The sequence below is a fragment of the Nocardia brasiliensis genome (assembly GCF_011801125.1).
GTDB classification, from domain to species: Bacteria; Actinomycetota; Actinomycetes; order Mycobacteriales; family Mycobacteriaceae; genus Nocardia; species Nocardia brasiliensis_C.
In genome coordinates, this window is the sequence record NZ_CP046171.1 from 3927147 (window position 1) to 3944416 (window position 17270).

Here is a 17270-nt window from a genome sequence, read left to right on the forward strand (position 1 = left end):
CGACCAGCATCAACGGGGCGTCTGGCTGGGGAGGCGAAGGCCCTTGAGCGACACCGCGTTCAAGGCCACGATGATGCTCGAACCCGACATCGACATGGCGGCGATCTCCGGGCGCAGGGTGAACCCGAACGCCGGAACGAATACGCCGGCCGCGATCGGCAACGCGATTGTGTTGTAGCCGACCGCCCACGCCAGGTTCTGATGCATCTTGCGCAACGTGGCGCGCCCGATGCGCAGCGCGGTCGGCACATCGAGCGGGTCCGACCGCATCAGCACGACATCGGCGGTCTCGATCGCGACATCGGTGCCCGCGCCGATCGCGATACCCAGATCGGCCCCGGCCAGTGCGGGCGCGTCGTTCACCCCGTCGCCGACCATCGCGACCTTGCGCCCACCACGTTGCAACTCGGCGATCTTCGCCGCCTTGTCGCCGGGCAGCACCTCCGCGATCACCGTGTCGATACCCAGCCCCGCCGCGATCCGTTCCGCCGTGGCCCGGTTGTCGCCGGTCAGCATCACCACCTCGACACCGAGCTCGTGCAAGGCGGCGACCGCGGCCGCCGAGGTCTCCCGCGGCGCGTCGGCCAACCCGATCACCGCGGCCGCGACCCCGTCGATCGCGACCAGCACTGCGGTGTGACCCGACTCGGCCAGCCGATCACGGTGCGCGTCAAGGGAACCCAGATCGATCCCGGCACGGTCGAACAGCCGCCGATTCCCGACCGCCACGCGCCGCCCGTCCACGACGGCCACCGCACCGTGCCCGGGAATGTTCTCGAACTTGCCGGCGGACAACAAGACCCCGCCCTCGGCACGGCGAACGATCGCGGCGGCCAAGGGATGCTCGGATTCGCGTTCCACCGCGGCGACCAACGCCAGCACCGTGTCCTCGGTGAACCCGTCGGCGGTGTACACCTCGGTGACCTCGGGTTCGCCCTTGGTCAGGGTGCCGGTCTTGTCCAGCACCACCGTCTGGATGCGCGCGGCCGCCTCGAGCGCGAGCGCGTTCTTGAACAGCACACCGCGTTTCGCGCCGAGGCCGGTGCCGACCATGATCGCGGTCGGCGTCGCGAGACCCAGCGCGTCCGGGCAGGTGATCACCACGACCGTGATCGCGAACAGCATCGCCGTCGCGAACGACGCACCCACCAGCAGCCACACCGCCAGCGTCAACGCGCCGCCGAACAAGGCGACCAGCACCAGCCAGAACGCCGCCCGATCGGCCAGCTGCTGCCCCGGCGCCTTCGAATTCTGCGCCTGCTGCACGAGATCCACGATCTGCGCCAGCGCGGTATCCGCGCCGACCTTCGTGGCTTCCACCCGCAACGTGCCGTTGGTGTTCAACGACCCGCCGATCACCGCGGCGCCCGGTTCCTTGTGCACCGGCAGGCTCTCCCCGGTCACCATCGACTCGTCGACGTCGCTGTCGCCCTCGCGCACCACCCCGTCCACCGCGATCTTCGCGCCCGGCCGCACCAGCAGCACGTCACCCACCAGCACCTCGGCGGTCGGCACCTCGACGGGCACACCGTCGCGGAGCACCTCCGCCTTGGGCGGGGCCAGATCCAGCAGCGTGCGGATCGCGTCGTTCGCGCCGCCGCGGGCCCGCATCTCGAACCAATGTCCCAGCAGCACAAAGGTCGCCAGCATCGTCGAGGCCTCGTAGAACACCTCGCCGCCGCCGGTCAGCGTGATCGCAAGCGAATACAGCCAGCCCGCCCCGATCCCCACCGCGACCAGCACCATCATGTCCAACGTGCGCGCACGCAACGCCGCCACCGCGCCGGTGAAGAAGATCGCCGACGAGTAGAAGATCACCGGCACGCTCAACAACAGCGCCCACACATCCTGCCGCCACCCGAACGGCACCGGCAGATGCAGCCCGAACATGTCCGTGGCCATCGGCGACCACAACATCACCGCCACCGAGAAAACCGCCGCCACCACAAACCGATTCCGCATATCCGCCGCCATATCGGCCATGGACATCCCCGCGTGCCCCCCATGCGCCGCATGCCCTGCGTGGGTGGTGCCGTGGTCACCGCGGTCGGCCTCTGCGGGACCGCCGTCACCCGCCCGGCCACGGTGCGCCGCGTGGGTGCCATGTTCGGTGTGACCGTCGTGCTCAGCGGCCGGTCCGGAAACGCTCTCGTGCGCGGCGGATCGGTCTGCCACAGCCGATGTTTCGTGCGGAACCCGGCTCGATTGGTCGGCGGGTTCGAGGAGGGGGTCGCAGAGATGGGTGGGGACCGAGCGGCCCGCGCAGTGGTAGCCGCAGTCGCGGATCCACTGTGCGAGTTCGGCTACCGAGGTGCGGGCCGGGTCGTAGGTGACGGTGGCGGTGTGCGCGGCCGGGTTGGCGGCGACGTCGAGCACGCCGGGCCTGCGCCGCAACACCGCGGTGACCACGTTGGCCTGGCTGGCCCAGCGCACCGCACGCACGTCGAGGACCGCGGTGCGGTATCGCGTTGTCGTGCCCTGCGTATCGTCGTTCACGGCGTCACTCCTAGCGTCGTTCCAGGCCCGATAGCCCCACCGACCATATACCCCTACGGGGTAGGTGTCTATCCGGCACGCTGTGCCGTGCCCGGGTGCGGCGACCGCGTACCGCTACGACGCCGCCGAGATGACCACACCAGACCTGCCACGTTCGCCAGGCGCTCCGCTGCGGTCACGACGGGCCGCTGGCGTCGAGGTCACCGTCCCGGTAACGGCTGGATCCTTGGAACCGAAGTCCTGCTGGACGCGATGAAGGTTCCACCCCCTCGAGCGCCGAGCTCGCGCAATGCCACCTCGATCACCCCGGGATCCCGTTGCTCGACGAGGAATCGAGGAGCGAACGCCGATCGAACGGGCGTGGCCGGCCTGGTGCGCCCTGGGGTATCACCGCCGGTGCGCCGGCCACCAACGCGCCATCGATCATCACCACCCTGTCGAATTCCCCAGCGCGAGAAGGCAAATGGCACGAAACGGTCCGGGCGGCGATGCGTGACACTTACCGTCTCAGGTAGATCTTCGGCAGGAGCGGGGTTTGGGTGATGGATGAACCTACAACGTGTTGTGCGGCGTTTCAGCGGGTGGCCGCGATCGACCCGGACGCGATCGCCGTCCGGTCGATCGGCGGCGAACAGAGTCTGACCTGGCGGGAGTATGCCGCGCAGGTCCGCGAGATCGCGGCGGGGCTCAGCGCGCTCGGGGTGGGGCACGGTGACACGATCGCGCTGATGATGGCCAATCGGGTGGAGTTCTACCCGCTCGAGGTCGGCGCGCAGCACACCGGAGCCACCTCGTTCTCGGTGTACAACACCCTCGCGCCCGAGCAGTTGAACTATGTGTTCGGCAACGCGGGCAACCGGGTGGTGATCTGCGAAGCCCAGTACGTCGACCGCGTCCGCGCGTGCGGCGTGCCGATCGAACATGTGGTCTGCCTCGACGGCGCACCAGCGGGCACGATCGGCGTCGAGGAACTGAAAACGCTGGGCCACGCCGACTTCGACTTCGAGGCGAGCTGGCGTGCGGTGCGCCCCGACGACGTGCTCACCCTCTGCTATACCTCGGGCACCACCGGCAATCCCAAAGGCGTGGAACTCACCCATGCCAACCTGCTGTTCGACGCGCACGCGTTCAACACCGTGCTGCCGGTCGAGTTCGGTGACCGCCAAACCTCCTACCTGCCGACCGCGCACATGGCCGACCGGTTCACCGCGCTCTACCTGCAAGAGGTGTTCGGCACCCAGATCACCGTCGTACCCGACCGCACACAACTGCCCGCCGCCTTGCTCGACGCGCGCCCGACCATCTGGGGCGGCGTGCCGCGGGTGTGGGAAAAGTTCAAGGCCGCCATCGAATTCGCGGTCGCCAACGAACCCGACGACACCGCGCGCGCGGGCCTGAACTGGGCACTCGGCGTGGCCGCCCGCAAGGCCGACGCGCAATTGGCGGGCCAGCCGATCGAGGAGGAACTGGCCGCCGAATGGGCGAAGGCCGATGCCGCCGTGCTGTCCGCCTTGCGCGCGAAACTCGGCCTGGACCAGGTGAAATGGGCGATGTCGGGCGCGGCGCCGATCCCTGCGGAGACGCTCGGGTTCTTCTTCGGCCTCGGCATCCCGATCTCCGAGGTCTGGGGCATGTCGGAGGTGACCTGCATCGCCAGCGTCGCCGCGCCGGAGGACGCCCGCCTCGGCACCGTCGGCCGACTGCTGCCCGGACTCGAATGCGCCTTTGCCGGCGACGGCGAATTCCTCATCCGCGGCCCCTCGATCATGCGCGCCTACCGCGACGAACCGGCCAAGACCGCCGAGGCGCTCGACGCGCAGGGCTGGCTGCACACCGGCGACATCCTCACCCGGGACGCCGACGGCTACCTGCGCGTGGTGGACCGCAAGAAGGAACTCATCATCAACTCCGCCGGAAAGAACATGTCACCGGCCAACATCGAGAACGCCATCAAGGCGGCCACCCCGCTGATCGGGTCCATCGCCACCATCGGTGACCGTCGCCCGTTCAACACCGCCCTCATCGTCATCGACGCCGAGACCGCCGGACCCTATGCGGCACAACACCAGCTGCCCGACGCCTCGGCGGCAGGCCTGGCCGCCCATCCCGATGTCATCGCCGCGATCGCGCGCGGCGTCGCGGCGGGCAACACGAAACTGTCACGGGTGGAACAGATCAAACGCTTCACCGTCCTGCCGACGTTCTGGGAACCCGGCGGCGACGAGATCACCCTCACCATGAAGCTGCGCCGCAAACCCATCGCCGCGAAATACGCCCACCAGATCGAGCGGCTCTACGCCCCCGACTGTCCGCCCGAGGTGCACGAGCCCGCCTGAACGGGGACTGGACAGATGATCACCAGGTAATGGTGGCGGCATCGCGCGAGAGGCTGCCGCCACCATTACCTGGTGATCGCCTGACCAATTCGGCACGCGCGTCCTAGAGCGCGAAGGTGAGCAGTTCGGGGCGGAGGTAGTCGGCGGGGTCGTGCAGGGAACGGAGTTCGGGCCGGGCCGTGGCCGGGATGCGAGCCAGCTCGCCGAGCAGGGGCGGATCGTAGGCGGCGGCGCCCGCGGTGACACCGGGCAACCAGTTGTCGTGGTGGGACGGGACGAACATCGTGGGCGCCACCGCCTCGATGTAGCGGCGCGGGTCGCGCAGCCCGTTGGTGAGCTGGTTGAACCCCTGCACCGCCCCGATGTGCAGGTCAGTCGGGGGCAGGCTCGCGAACACGTCGAACACGCGCGGCGCTTTCTCGGTGAGCGGACCGGTCGAGTCGTGCCAAGCCAGCGAAAACCCGGGTACCCGGAATTGATAGAACAGCGACCCGCCTTCGGGGTCGTTCAACCGCGGCACGTTCTGCAAGACGCCCGCGACCGTCGGTGGATGCTGCACCAGCGCACACAATTCCGGCAGCGGGAAGAACGGCGCCGACCCGCCGGGCCGCTCGGGCGCGGTCGGTGCGGAATGCAGGTGCCGGATCGCGGTCACCTCGACGGCGCCGACCGTGAAATCGTGCCGCTCCCCCGGCAGCGACTGCGCGTCACCCAGCGCGACCGTCTCGAAACCGGGATCGGGGGCCTGCGCGCGGATGGTGCTCCCGTGCTCGGCCGTGCCGTACACCACCGCGCCGCACGCCTGCGCGATCCGTCCCGCGTCACCCGCGTGGTCGAAATGCCCGTGGCCGATGAAGATCGCCTCCGGCGCCAGATCGGCCAGGTCCTGCGGGGTCGCGGGCACGTATCCGGTGCTGGTCAGCCGGGGCACCCACGCGTCGAGCAGGAACACCGATCCGCCGATGGCCAGTGCGTAGGTCGTGCAGCCCACCCACGCCAGCACCACCCGATCCGCCGCGACCGCACCGGTCCGCGCGTCCACCGTCTCGACCCCGAAGAACCGTTGCCGCGCCGATACCGTCCGCGGCGCACCGGGATCGGCGGACGCCGTCAACCGGCCCGCCGCCAGCAGCGCGCCCGCGCCGAGCACACCGCCCAGCATCGTCCGTCGCCCGATCAACCGGCCCGCGAAGTTGCACATCGCAGTACCCCATCACGGAACCCGCCCCGCGGCAACCATTCCCACCGCCGTCGGGCAGAGGTGGTTCTCACTGGCCCGCCGACGTGCTCGAGGCAGGCACACGCCCAGAGTTCGAGCGCAACCATCACGCGCGATCAACGCGTTGATGTGCCGACCGCCGGTCCCGGAACCGGCGGCGCGAGGCCCGAGTCCCGGAGCGTGCGATGCCACCCCGAGAACTCACCGATCTTCTTGTGACGCTTCAGAACCCGGCTTGCGCAAGGGCGCTCCGACGTGGTGCAGGTGGGTGAGTGCTTCGCGGTAGGAGCGGATCAGGCCGGTTTCGTGGTAGGGCACGGCGATCTCGGCGCAGTAGTCGCGCACGATCACCTGGGCGCGACGCAGGTGCGGCGTCGGCATGCTCGGGAACAGATGGTGTTCGATCTGATAGTTGAGCCCACCGAGAGCCAGGTCGGTGCACACACCGCCGCGCACATTGCGCGAGGTCAGCACCTGACGGCGCAGGTAGTCGGGGCGGTCGTCACCGGTGAGCGTCGGCATGCCCTTGTGGTTCGGGGCGAAGATGCAACCCATGTAGAGGCCGAAAAGTCCCTGGTGCACCGCGAAGAACACGAGCGCCTTGTCCGCGGGCAACACCGTGCCCAGGGCGATCGCGTACGCGGCGAAATGACCCAACAGCAGCGCGCCCTCGAGCCCACGATGTTTCAGCGACCGGTTCTGCAACGCCCGCACCCCGGCCACGTGCAGGTTCAACCCTTCCAGCAGCAGCATCGGAAAGAACAGGTAGGCCTGCGCACGCCCGATGAGCCGGGGCAGGCCGCGGCTGGCTCGGGCCTGCCGCTGGGACCAGACCAGGATGTCGGGCACCACGTCGGGGTCGAGGTCCTCGTGGTTCGGGTTGGCGTGATGACGCGTGTGCTTGTCCTGCCACCAGCCGTAACCCAAACCGATACCGGCATTGCCGACGATCCGTCCCACCAGCTCGGTCGGGCGGCGCAACCGAAAGACCTGACGGTGCGCCACATCGTGCATGAGCAGCGCGACCTGGGCGAACGTCACCGCGAGAAACGCCGCGACCAGCACCGTCCACCACGAGTCGCCGACGAGCGCGAACGCCGTCCACCCGCCCACGAACGCGCCGCCCACCAGGCCGAACCGGACCGCGTAGTAGCCGGGACGCCGGTTCATCAACCCCGCCTCGGTGATCCGGCGCAGCAGCCGGGCATAGTCGCCGTCGGCGCCGCGACGTGGTCTCGATTCGGGTGTAAGGGCAGCTGTCGTCATGCCGACCGACGCTATCGGCGAGATTGTCGTCGCCTGTAATCCCTTGGTATGACACGGAATCGGACCGCGGAGTGAGATCCGGCGCGGCCCGCACTCGAACGCGGTGCCGCAGCGCGGCTTCACTCCGCCCCGCAAGAACAGAGCGCCACGAATGCTGTTCACGCACATCGGCTTCGACCACGATCGGATCTCGCAGCGGTCGCGCGCCACACCGGCATCCAGCGCTGCCGTGCGTTGCTGATGTCCCGCGCATGTGTCCGTCGAGCGACACACGTGCCCGGGACACGAAAGTATGCGCTCCTCAGCGCAGGTGCCCGGCCTCGACCAGATCGTCGAACAGCATCTGGTCGACGGGCGGCACCAGCGCGCGGTCGGCGTAACCGAACCACGCCATCTCCTCGATCTCGCTGCTGACCGCCAGGGTGCCGCGATAGTCGGCGGTGTAGCAGCTCATCCGGACGACCAGGCCCGTCTCGGGTCCATGCACCGCTTCGTAGGTGCCGACGTGCGCGACCGTCTCCGGCAGCAACGCCACCGTGAGTTCCTCTTCGATCTCACGCAGCAGCGTCTGCAGATCCGACTCCCCGGATTCGCGTTTGCCGCCCGGGATGTAGAAGACGTCCTTGCCGCGTGGCCGGGCGCACAGGATCCGCCCGTCCTCGATCCGCACCCACGCCACCGTGTCGATCAGCCGCCCGTCCGTCACCCACGCACCCTAACCACCAGCCGCCACCCGCACCGCACCGACTCGGTAGGCGGAGGGAAGGGGGCTCCGACAGTACCCGTACCACCAGGATCTCCCGGACGCCCGAAACGCCTGTCACCGTGTTCGAGTCGGCTCCCAGCATCTGGGCCGGGTCGGCACATTCTTCCATGACAGAAGGGACCCGAGACCAATGTCGGACAACCAATTCACCACGCACACAGAACTTTTCGATCTGAGCGGAAAGCACGCCCTCGTTACCGGCGGCACCAGGGGTATCGGGCTGATGATCGCGCGCGGCCTCCTGCAGGCGGGCGCCCGAGTCGTCATCAGCGCGCGCACAGCAGATACGTGCGCGCAGGCACAGCGTCTACTGTCCGAATTCGGTGACGTTCGAGCGATCCCCGCCGACCTGTCCAGGCACGACGAGTGCCTGCGCCTCGCCGACCTTGTCGAGGCCGACTCCGAACGCCTGGACATCCTCGTCAACAACGCGGGCGCGATGTGGCGCGAGCCGCTGGCGACGTTCCCGGACGAGGCCTGGGACGCGGTGCTCGACCTCAACCTCAAGTCGCCGTTCTGGCTGGTGCAGGCGCTGCTGCCCGCACTGCGCAAGGCGGGCGCCGCCGATGATCCCGCGCGGATCATCAACATCGGCAGTATCGCCGCCATCCATGTCGCCGAGTCACCCAATTACTCCTACGCCGGCAGCAAAGCCGCACTCCACCAACTCACCAGGGTGCTCGCCAGAGAACTGGGCCCACAGCACGTCACGGTGAACGCGGTCGCCCCGGGAGTGTTCCCGTCGCAGATGATGGCGCCCGCGCTCGATGCGATCGGCGACACGATCGCGGCGGCGGCCCCGCTGCGCCGGCTCGGCCGTGCCGACGACATGGCCGGTGTCGCCGTATTTCTCGCCAGCCGAGCCGGGGCCTACCTCACGGGCGCCATCATCCCGGTCGACGGCGGCATCGCGACGACCGCGACGGGTACCCCCTAGATGGCCGCGCGAGGCTTTGCGGGCAGCTGACGTGTCCTCGGCGAACACCTCCAAAGCGGGTTCTCCCGCATAGCCGTCGGGGTACTCGCAGTACCTCCCTGGGCCTGCGGAACGCGCATACCGTGGGGGGATGGCCACGAGGGATCTACGCACCGATATCCGGGAGTTTCTCAGCTCGCGTCGTGCCCGCATCGCACCCGAGCAGGCGGGCCTGCCCGCTTACGGCGGTAACCGTCGGGCCAAAGGTCTGCGTCGCGAGGAAGTGGCGCTCTTGGCGGGCGTCTCGGTCGACTACTACGTGCGCATGGAGCGCGGCAGCCTCGCCGGTGCCTCCGATGGCGTGCTCGCCGCGTTGGCCGCCGCCTTGCAACTCGACGAGGCCGAGCGCGACCACCTGTTCCACCTCGCGCGCCGATCCACGGCACCCGGCGGCCTGCGCCGGCGCAGGCCTGCCGTTGCGGTGCGCTCTACGCTGCAGCAGGTGCTCGACGCCATCGCCGACGCGCCCGCCTGGATCTGCAACGGTCGCTATGACGTGCTCGCCACGAACCACCTTGCCCGCGCGCTGTATTCACCGTTGCTGGCTGACCCGCGACGGCCGGCGAACACTGCGCGGTTCGTCTATCTGACTCCCGAGGCGGCCAGAGATTTCTTTGTCGACTACGACCGGGTCGCCGGTGACGTGGCCGCGAAGCTACGCATGGAAGCCGGCCGCGATCCGCACGACGAGGAGCTGATCGCCCTGGTCGGCGAACTGTCGACGTGCAGCGAGCTGTTCCGGCAGCGGTGGGCGTCTCAGGATGTGCGGCTGCACCGATCCGGACGCAAGCGGCTGCACCATCCGATCGTCGGCCGGCTCGACTTGGACGTCGAGTCCCTGGAACTGCCCGCCGAACCCGGCCTGTACCTCACCGTCTACACCGCCCCCGCGGGCACGCCGACCGCTGACAACCTCGCGCTGCTGGCGTCGTGGGCGGCCACCCAACCGACACATCCCTGAACTCCCGCACCGGAATCGAGCACCGAACTCGGCGAATGTGACGGCCGTCGCACCCCGGGCGCAGTCTTTACTTCTGCTTTACCATGAGCTGGCAGGAAGATTACATCGATCGAAGGGTGCTCCAATGAACGATCTGATCAAGACCCTCGCACAGGATGCCAACTGGGAGAAGTGGGTGGCCGTCAACTCCGACTCCGGAGCCAAGGACGGGTGCATCTCCAAGGCGGGTTGTATTTGCAAGACGGGCTGCATCTCCTAGTCGCGGCCCCGGGGCCGAGCCGGGCTCGGCCCCGTCCGCCAGGATCCCTATGACCGATACCGCACTTACCCGCCCCCTGCCGAGCGCGTTCGTCGACGCGGCCCGCGACATCCCGTTCTATCGGGAATCCGCGGCGGCCAACGCCTTTCCGATCATCACCAAAGCCGAACTCGCCGAATCGTTCCCGGATTCGTTCCGCACGCCGCGGGTCGATGCCGCGCTGAAAAACGGCGCCGCCCAGTATGTCTGGTCGACCGGCACCAATCACGCCAGGATGCCGCTCATCCGCCCGCCGCTGTTCCTGCTGAAGACCTACTACGCGGTGTGGCGCTCTCATCCCGAGATCGGCGAGACCTTCGCCGCGGGCGTGCCCCGGGTCTCGCTCACCACCCGGCTGGCAACCGAGCATGTCGCGCGGGTCAACGAGGCCGAAGGCGGTGCGCCGCAGGACCTGGCGCGGCGCTGGCTCGACGAACGCACCGTCTACGTCAACCAGGAACTCGACCCCGCGACCTGGTCCGCTGCGGCGCTGGCGCGCATGCTCGCCGAAATCGACGCCGTGCGAACCGAAATCGGCGGCGGCCGTTACCATCTCGACTGCTCCTCCTATCATGCCGCGCATCTGCTGCTGGCCGCCGGTGCCCGCTTTCCACGTCCGGTCAGCGCGATCCACGGCTACGAGTTCACCCCGCGCAACGTGCGCCGATTCCTCACCGAACGCCTCGACTGCCCGGTCGTGGAGCTGTTCGGCAGCACCGAACTCGGCTACCTCTACTACGGCGACACCCAGGGCCGCTACCATCCGCACCTGGTCGACATGGAGGTCGAGCTACAGCCGATTCCCGGCACGCGCGGCATCCACAGCCTGGTCGTGTCGAGCATCCGCAACCCGTTCATGCCGCTGCTGCGCTACAACACCGGCGACTGCGTGCACACCACCGACGGATCGCCCGACCCGGCGCGCATCGCGCGGTTCTGCGGACGCGAGAAGGAACTGCTCTACACCGACACCGCGATCACCTCCCAGGCCGAACTCGACGACGTCGTCGCCGCGGTCAGCCCGCGCGTGTTCGTCTACCAGTTGTCGGTCCCGCGCGCCGAACTGACCTACACCACCTTCGACGGTGCCGCACTGGAACCCGCACTCGAAGCCGAACTGGCCGCAGCGACAACGACATTGACCGGTATGCCGGTCACGGTCGCACACCGAACCCACATTCCGATCGGTAAGTCCGGCAAGTACGCCTGGCTGGTCCGATGAAGGAGCAGGCGATGACCGAGCAGGAAATCCTCGGCGACCTCTATCAGGAGACGGTCGACTACACCCGCGAACACAACCAGGTCGACGAACCCACCGCGCGGATCCAGGTCCGCGAGGCCGTGCGCTACCTGACGCTGGTCTCCGCGCACCGCGAGCAGCTCAGCGGTCTGTTCCTGCCGGTCGAGCAGGCGATCGACGAGGTGTGGCACTACCTCATCCTGCAGACCCGCGAATACCTCGAACTGTGCGAGAATCGGCTGCCCGGCGGCTATTTCATCCACCACCGCTCGATCTCCTACGGCGACTACGGGCAGCGCCAGCCCTCCCGCGAGGTGATGATCGAGCAGTTCCTGCGCTGGATTCCGCTGTACTGCGGGCAATTCGGCGGTTTCGACGCCGATGGCGGGCGCTGGTGGACGATGGTGCGCTTCCTGCACGAGGAGCTGGGCTACAGCCTCGCCGACATTTCGGCGCTAGCGCCCGCCGCCGCGCCGCGCTGACCGCAACGCGGCGGCGATCACCAGCGCCGCCAGCACGAGCTGCACCAGCAGCACCGTGACCATCGCGCTCTGCTGACCCGAGGACCGCACCACCACACCGAACACCGAGCCCAGCACCGCGGCGCCCGTGGCGATCGAGACCTGCTGCGCGGTGAGCAGCACGCCGCCGCCCATGCCTGCCAGCTCGGCGGGCACGAGCGAGAGCAGGTGGGCGTTCATGGTGCCGAGCGTTATGCCCTGCCCGGTGCCGATGACCAGCATCGCCACACAGATCGGCGGCGTGCTCGGCACGCCGACCCCCACCGCCATCGCGGCCAGGCCAAGGCCCTGCACCGTCGCGCCCAACGCGATCGCGCCGACACCGAGGCGCGCGCGCAGCCGCGGCACCGTGAACGAGGACACCAGGAAGCCCAACGCCATCGGCGCGGTCAACAGTCCCGCGATCAGCGGCGCGTGTCCGAGACCCTCCTGCAAGGTTTGAGGCAGCGCGTAGAGGAACCCACCCGCGCCGGCGAAGAACGGCAGCATCAAGACCAGCGCCCACCGCAACTCGGCACTGCCGAACAGTCCCGCGGGCACCAGAACCGGCTTGCCCGCGCCGGCATTGCCACGCTGGTGCGCCAGCCACGCGACGCCCAACGCCGCCGTCACCACTGCGAGCGCCACGGTGCGTGGGCCCAGCGTGGTCGACAACGCCGCGGTGAGCAGGAACGACAGCACCGTCAACGACAACAGCGCACCGCCGCGCCCGTCGACGCGCTGTTCGATGTTCGGCGCGGTGTCGGGCACCATGCGCGGCAACAGGAGCACCGCGACCAGCCCCAGCGGAATATTGATCAGGAACAACCACCGCCACGCCCCGCTGCCGCCCACCAGGTCGAGCAGCGCGCTCCCGCCGATCAAGCCGACCAGCGCCGAAACCCCGCTCATCGAGGAATACCAGCTGATCGCCCGTTCCCGGCGATCCCCGGCGTGCGCGGTGACCAGACCGAGCACCTGCGGCAGCACGAACCCGGCCGTGATCCCCTGCACGACGCGCCCACCCACGAGCACACCGAAACTCGGCGCGGCCCCGCACAGCGCCGAGGCGAGCAGGAATCCCACGGTCGCCGACCACAGCACCCGCCGCCGCCCGAACCGGTCACCGACCCGGCCGCCGACGATCAGCAGCGACCCGAACCCGGCCAGATAACCGACCAGCACCAGACTCAACAGCGCCGAGCCCTCGGCGAGCCCGAAATCGCGCCGGATACCCGGCAACGCGACACCCGCGAGGAACGTGTCCATCATCGGCACGAACGCGCAGGACAGCACCAAAGCGATGCCCGGCGTACGCAATACGCGTGCTTCGGTCAGCGCACCCCCGTGCCCGCTCATCACTTACCCGGCACGTACCGGCACCGTGTCGCGGCCCAGTGCGAGGGCCAACCGCGCCACCGCCGCGTCGAGTCCCCGCTTCGGCAAGGGTGCGCCGTCGAACATCGAGATCACCGCGGTGTCCTCGACCCATTCCCAGGTCCCGGTGATGCGCCCGCCCACAACGACGATCGGCGAGATCCAGCCCGCCGTGCGGCTCACCTTCGCGCGATGATCGCCCGGCAGCAGCACGGTGTCACCGGTGCCCGGCCCGAGCACGTACTGATCGAAACCGCCGAGCAGGTGCACCGAGCCGCTCGGGCGCGTGTCGGCGAGTTCGTCGGCGTCCACGCTGCGCACGTAGCCGCGCCTGCCCTCCACCTCGACCTCGGTGATGGCCGCGCCCAGCTCCGAGAACCACCGGCGCAGGACGGTTTTGCGTAGGCTGCCGCGGCTGAGCCACGCGTCGAACGCCTCCGGCGTGGCCGGCCCGTAGGCGCCGAGGTAGGCCGTGATCGCCTGCGGGGCCGCGACATCCGGCTCGGGCAGGCCGGGCCAGTCCTTGATGATCTGGGCCGGATCGGCGAAGGTGATCTTGTTGCCCTGCGCCGGTCCGTGACAGATCGCGCCCTGCCAGGCAAGCGGTTTGAGTAGCGCGCCCCAGCCGGAACGCAACTGTTCACCGAGGTCCGCGAAGCCCGGTTCGGCGACGATCGCGGCGACCAGTTCCTCCCGGGTGAGTGTCTTACCGTCCAGCACCCGGCGTACCTGTTCGGTCAAGGCCGCGACCTGGGCGGGCGACGCACCGAAGTTACGCTCCCAGGCCGGCTTCTCCCAGGTGCGGGCCGAGGCGATCAGCGCGAGACCGGCCGCGGCCGTCGCCGGGGTCAACGCGTGCAGTGTGCCGCGCATCGCCCACGTCTTGACCAGGGTGCCTTCCGCCAACGCGCGCACCAGCGCATCCGGCTCGGGTGTCGCGGCGCGCAATGCGACCGCCAACTCCGCCGACGAGGTGACCTGGGCCTGCACCCCCGCCAGCCGCGCGACGATCTCGGGCACAGAGTCGGCGGGCGCGGACACGTACTGCCGCCGCAACCGCCACGCGAAAACCTGATCCCACGTGAGTCGCACGGGTCTCCTAAAAAACTCAGCCAAGAAAGGTACTACAGAATGCCACGGTAGCGGCCACCACGCCGAAACCGGTGACCGTGGCGGCGATCACGCCGAGCAGCGCGGTGCGGGTGGTCGCCCGCCGGATCGCGCTCACCGGGTCGAGCAGTCGTTCGGCGCGAACCAGCACGGCCGTGCCCGCCGCGGCCAGCGCACCCGACGGAACCGGTTCGGTGACACCGAGGATCGCGAGCAGGCCGCCGAGCAACGGCTCGGAACCGTATTTGCCCGCCGCCTTGTCGTCGGCGCACATCTCGAGCAGACGGCCGATCTCGGTCGCGCCCATGGTGACCAGGCGCAGACCGGGCAGGGTGGTCGCGATGCCGCGCAGCACCGCGGTCAACGGTGCGTGCCTGCCCGCCAGGTGTGCTTGCTCGTGCGCGAGAACCGCGTCGAGCTGGTCGGGGGTCAGCGCGTCGAGCGCGCCGCTGGTGACGACGATGGTGTCCGGCTTGCCCGGCACGCAATAGGCTTGGCGCTGCGGCGAATCCAGCACCAGCGCGTCGATGCCGGGCACCTGGCGCCCGACCAGTCGCAACGCCTTCGCGTGCGCCCTGGTGCGCCTGCGCATGTCCTTGACCACCGACACCGCCCGCGCCACCACCGCGATCGTGCACGCGGCGACCAGCGCGCCGACCGCGAAGGTCGCGGCCTTGGTGGCGCCGCTGCCGTCCTCGTGCAACGGGGTCCACATGATCGCGAAGCAGGCACGCAACGCTTCGTGCGGATGTCCCCAGTAGGTGGCGAACTCGACCGTGAGCATGGTCGCCGCCGCGGCCCACGCGCCGAGCGTGCCGGTGATCGCCACGACCCACGCGACGATGCCAAGGCGCGGTGCGTTGCCACGCCGGGTCAACCGGGTCAGCACCGGCGGGCCGAGCACGGCCACCACGATGCCGTAGAGCATCAGAGCTACGGCCAGGGTCATGGGGCGGCGCCTTCGGCGCCCGGCGGTGCGTCCGGGGTCTTGCGGGCGGTGAGCCTGCGTAGCGCGGCACGCAGGCCCGCCGATTCCTCGGCGGTGATCCGGTCGACGAAATGACTCAGCACCAGATCGGAGCGCCCGCCCGAGCCGAGCGCCTCCAGCATCAGCCTGGCGCTGTGTTCCTCGCGGGTCAGGGTGGGCCAGTACTTGTAGGCCTTACCGGAGCGCTCGCGCGCGAGCCAGCCCTTGCGATGCAGGTTGTCCATCGTGGACATGACGGTGGTGTACGCGATGTCGCGCTGTGCGGCCAGTTCGTCGAATATCTCGCGAACCGTGGTGTCCTCCGCGTCCCGATCCCAGATGCGGTCCATGATCACCGCCTCCAGGTCTCCAAATCCGCGCACTGTACCGACTCCCTCATCCAAAAGTGCCCTGCTGTCGGGCCAGAATACCGGTTCCTGCGGATTACTACGTAGTTGAATCGTAGATTCACCGGGTTGGTGGCCACGCACGGGGTTCCGGTCGTCGGCGGTCTATGCGAACATATGTTCGTGTCCGACGCGCCCGCCTCCCGTTCGCGGATCGCCGCGCGCGCCGACGCGTCGATCCTGCACGCCGACCTCGACTCCTTCTATGCCTCGGTCGAACAGCGCGACAACCCGCGCCTGCGCGGCAAGCCGGTGATCGTCGGCGGCGGGGTCGTACTCGCGGCGAGCTACGAGGCGAAAGCGTTCGGGGTGCGCACGCCGATGAACGGCGGGCAGGCGCGGCGGCTGTGCCCGCACGCCATCGTGGTGCCGCCGCGCATGTCGGCCTACGCCGAGGCGAGCAAAGCCGTGTTCGAGGTCTTCCACGACACCACCCCGGTGGTCGAGGGCATTTCCATCGACGAGGCGTTCCTCGACGTGGGCGGACTGCGGCGCATCGCGGGTGCGCCCGTCGACATCGCCGAGCGGTTACGCGCGCGGGTGCGCGCACAGGTCGGCCTGCCGATCTCGGTCGGCATCGCGCGCACCAAGTTCCTGGCCAAGGTCGCCAGTGCGGTCGCCAAACCGGACGGGCTGCGCGTCGTCGCGCCGGACGGCGAACTCGACTTCTTGCATCCGCTGCCGGTCGAAAGGCTGTGGGGCGTCGGCGATGTCACCGCGCGTGCCTTGCATGAACACGGCATCACCCGGGTCGGCCAGCTCGCCGAGCTCGGGGAGAGTCCGTTGCGCGCCATCCTCGGTCCCGGCGCGGCGCGACATCTCTACGCGTTGGCGTGGGCTCGGGATCCGCGCCGGGTCGAGACGGGCGTGCGCCGTCGCTCGATCGGCGCGCAACGCGCCCTCGGACGCGTCCCGCATCCGCCCGATGAGATCGAGGCCTACCTACACGGTCTCACCGACCGGCTCGGGCGGCGGTTGCGCGCGGCCGAGCGCATCGCGCGAACCGTGGTGCTGCGCCTGCGCTTCGACGATTTCGCCCGCGCCACCCGCTCGCACACCCTCGCCGAGGCCACCGATCACACCGAGACCCTGCTCGGCGCGGCCCGCACGCTGCTCGCGGCGGCCACCCCGATGATCGAGGAGCGCGGCCTCACCCTGATCGGCCTGGCCTTCACCAACCTCGAGCACGCCGACCCCTATCAACTTCCCCTCCCCTTCGACCATCGCCCCGGCAACACCCTCGACGCCACCCTGGACAGCCTGCGCCACCGCTTCGGCTCCACCGCGATCACCCGCGCCGCCCTGCTCACCCGCGGCGAAGGCCTCTCCGTCCCGCTCCTACCCGACTGAC

General features: G+C 69.2%; 15 protein-coding genes. 7 read left to right on the forward strand and 8 right to left on the reverse strand.

Going from position 1 to position 17270, the window contains the following annotated elements:
- Nucleotides 1–9 precede the first annotated feature (9 nt).
- On the reverse strand, nt 10–2496 hold the full coding sequence (locus tag F5X71_RS17725; RefSeq protein WP_167463026.1) for a heavy metal translocating P-type ATPase: 2487 nt from the start codon (nt 2494–2496) through the stop codon (nt 10–12).
- Nucleotides 2497–3038: 542 nt separating this feature from the next.
- On the opposite strand from F5X71_RS17725, the gene fadD11 reads away from it, so the two are divergent.
- Nucleotides 3039–4832, forward strand: a complete 1794-nt coding sequence (gene fadD11 / locus F5X71_RS17730; RefSeq protein ID WP_167463027.1) for a fatty acid--CoA ligase FadD11 — start codon at nt 3039–3041, stop codon at nt 4830–4832.
- Between the two features lie 103 nt (nt 4833–4935).
- Here fadD11 and F5X71_RS17735 read toward each other — a convergent pair whose 3' ends face one another.
- The 3 genes from F5X71_RS17735 to F5X71_RS17745 form a co-directional block, all read right to left on the reverse strand.
- On the reverse strand, nt 4936–6033 hold the full coding sequence (locus F5X71_RS17735; protein ID WP_167463028.1) for an MBL fold metallo-hydrolase: 1098 nt from the start codon (nt 6031–6033) through the stop codon (nt 4936–4938).
- A gap of 219 nt (nt 6034–6252) precedes the next feature.
- Entirely contained in the window at nt 6253–7317 is a 1065-nt protein-coding gene (locus F5X71_RS17740; protein ID WP_167463029.1) for a fatty acid desaturase family protein, read from the reverse strand.
- 301 nt (nt 7318–7618) lie between these two features.
- Nucleotides 7619–8023 carry an NUDIX hydrolase gene (locus F5X71_RS17745; RefSeq protein ID WP_167463030.1) on the reverse strand — a complete coding sequence of 135 codons (405 nt, stop codon included), beginning with the start codon at nt 8021–8023 and terminating at the stop codon, nt 7619–7621.
- Between the two features lie 190 nt (nt 8024–8213).
- Between F5X71_RS17745 and F5X71_RS17750 the strand changes: the two genes are divergently transcribed.
- The 5 genes from F5X71_RS17750 (at nt 8214) to F5X71_RS17765 (ending at nt 12040) form a co-directional block, all read left to right on the forward strand.
- A complete protein-coding gene (locus F5X71_RS17750) occupies nt 8214–9020 on the forward strand; it encodes an SDR family oxidoreductase (RefSeq protein WP_167463031.1) in 807 nt (268 codons plus the stop codon).
- 130 nt (nt 9021–9150) lie between these two features.
- The gene (locus tag F5X71_RS17755; RefSeq protein ID WP_167463032.1) at nt 9151–10020 is read left to right on the forward strand and encodes a helix-turn-helix domain-containing protein; all 870 of its coding nucleotides are present in this window, start codon (nt 9151–9153) and stop codon (nt 10018–10020) included.
- 124 nt (nt 10021–10144) lie between these two features.
- Entirely contained in the window at nt 10145–10279 is a 135-nt protein-coding gene (locus F5X71_RS37470) for a hypothetical protein (protein WP_275106788.1), read from the forward strand.
- A gap of 49 nt (nt 10280–10328) precedes the next feature.
- Nucleotides 10329–11540, forward strand: coding sequence for a hypothetical protein (locus F5X71_RS17760; protein WP_167463033.1), 1212 nt, complete (start codon nt 10329–10331; stop codon nt 11538–11540).
- Nucleotides 11541–11551: 11 nt separating this feature from the next.
- A complete protein-coding gene (locus tag F5X71_RS17765; RefSeq protein ID WP_203218317.1) occupies nt 11552–12040 on the forward strand; it encodes a hypothetical protein in 489 nt (162 codons plus the stop codon).
- On the opposite strand, the gene F5X71_RS17770 is transcribed toward F5X71_RS17765, so the two are convergent.
- Genes F5X71_RS17770 through F5X71_RS17785 form a run of 4 tightly spaced genes read right to left on the reverse strand, consistent with a single transcriptional unit; the run spans nt 12014 to nt 15895 of the window.
- Nucleotides 12014–13417, reverse strand: a complete 1404-nt coding sequence (locus F5X71_RS17770; protein ID WP_167463035.1) for an MFS transporter — start codon at nt 13415–13417, stop codon at nt 12014–12016. The genes F5X71_RS17765 and F5X71_RS17770 overlap by 27 nt on opposite strands.
- Before the next feature lie 3 nt (nt 13418–13420).
- On the reverse strand, nt 13421–14527 hold the full coding sequence (locus F5X71_RS17775; protein WP_167463036.1) for a winged helix DNA-binding domain-containing protein: 1107 nt from the start codon (nt 14525–14527) through the stop codon (nt 13421–13423).
- Nucleotides 14528–14543: 16 nt separating this feature from the next.
- Nucleotides 14544–15494, reverse strand: coding sequence for a M56 family metallopeptidase (locus tag F5X71_RS17780; protein WP_167463037.1), 951 nt, complete (start codon nt 15492–15494; stop codon nt 14544–14546).
- Complete coding sequence (locus F5X71_RS17785; protein ID WP_275106789.1) at nt 15491–15895, reverse strand: BlaI/MecI/CopY family transcriptional regulator; 405 nt, start codon at nt 15893–15895, stop codon at nt 15491–15493. The genes F5X71_RS17780 and F5X71_RS17785 overlap by 4 nt, the downstream gene beginning before the upstream one ends.
- 141 nt (nt 15896–16036) lie before the next feature.
- Here F5X71_RS17785 and dinB point away from each other — a divergent pair, with 141 nt between their 5' ends.
- The gene (dinB, locus tag F5X71_RS17790) at nt 16037–17269 is read left to right on the forward strand and encodes a DNA polymerase IV (RefSeq protein WP_167463038.1); all 1233 of its coding nucleotides are present in this window, start codon (nt 16037–16039) and stop codon (nt 17267–17269) included.
- Nucleotide 17270: the final 1 nt, after the last annotated feature.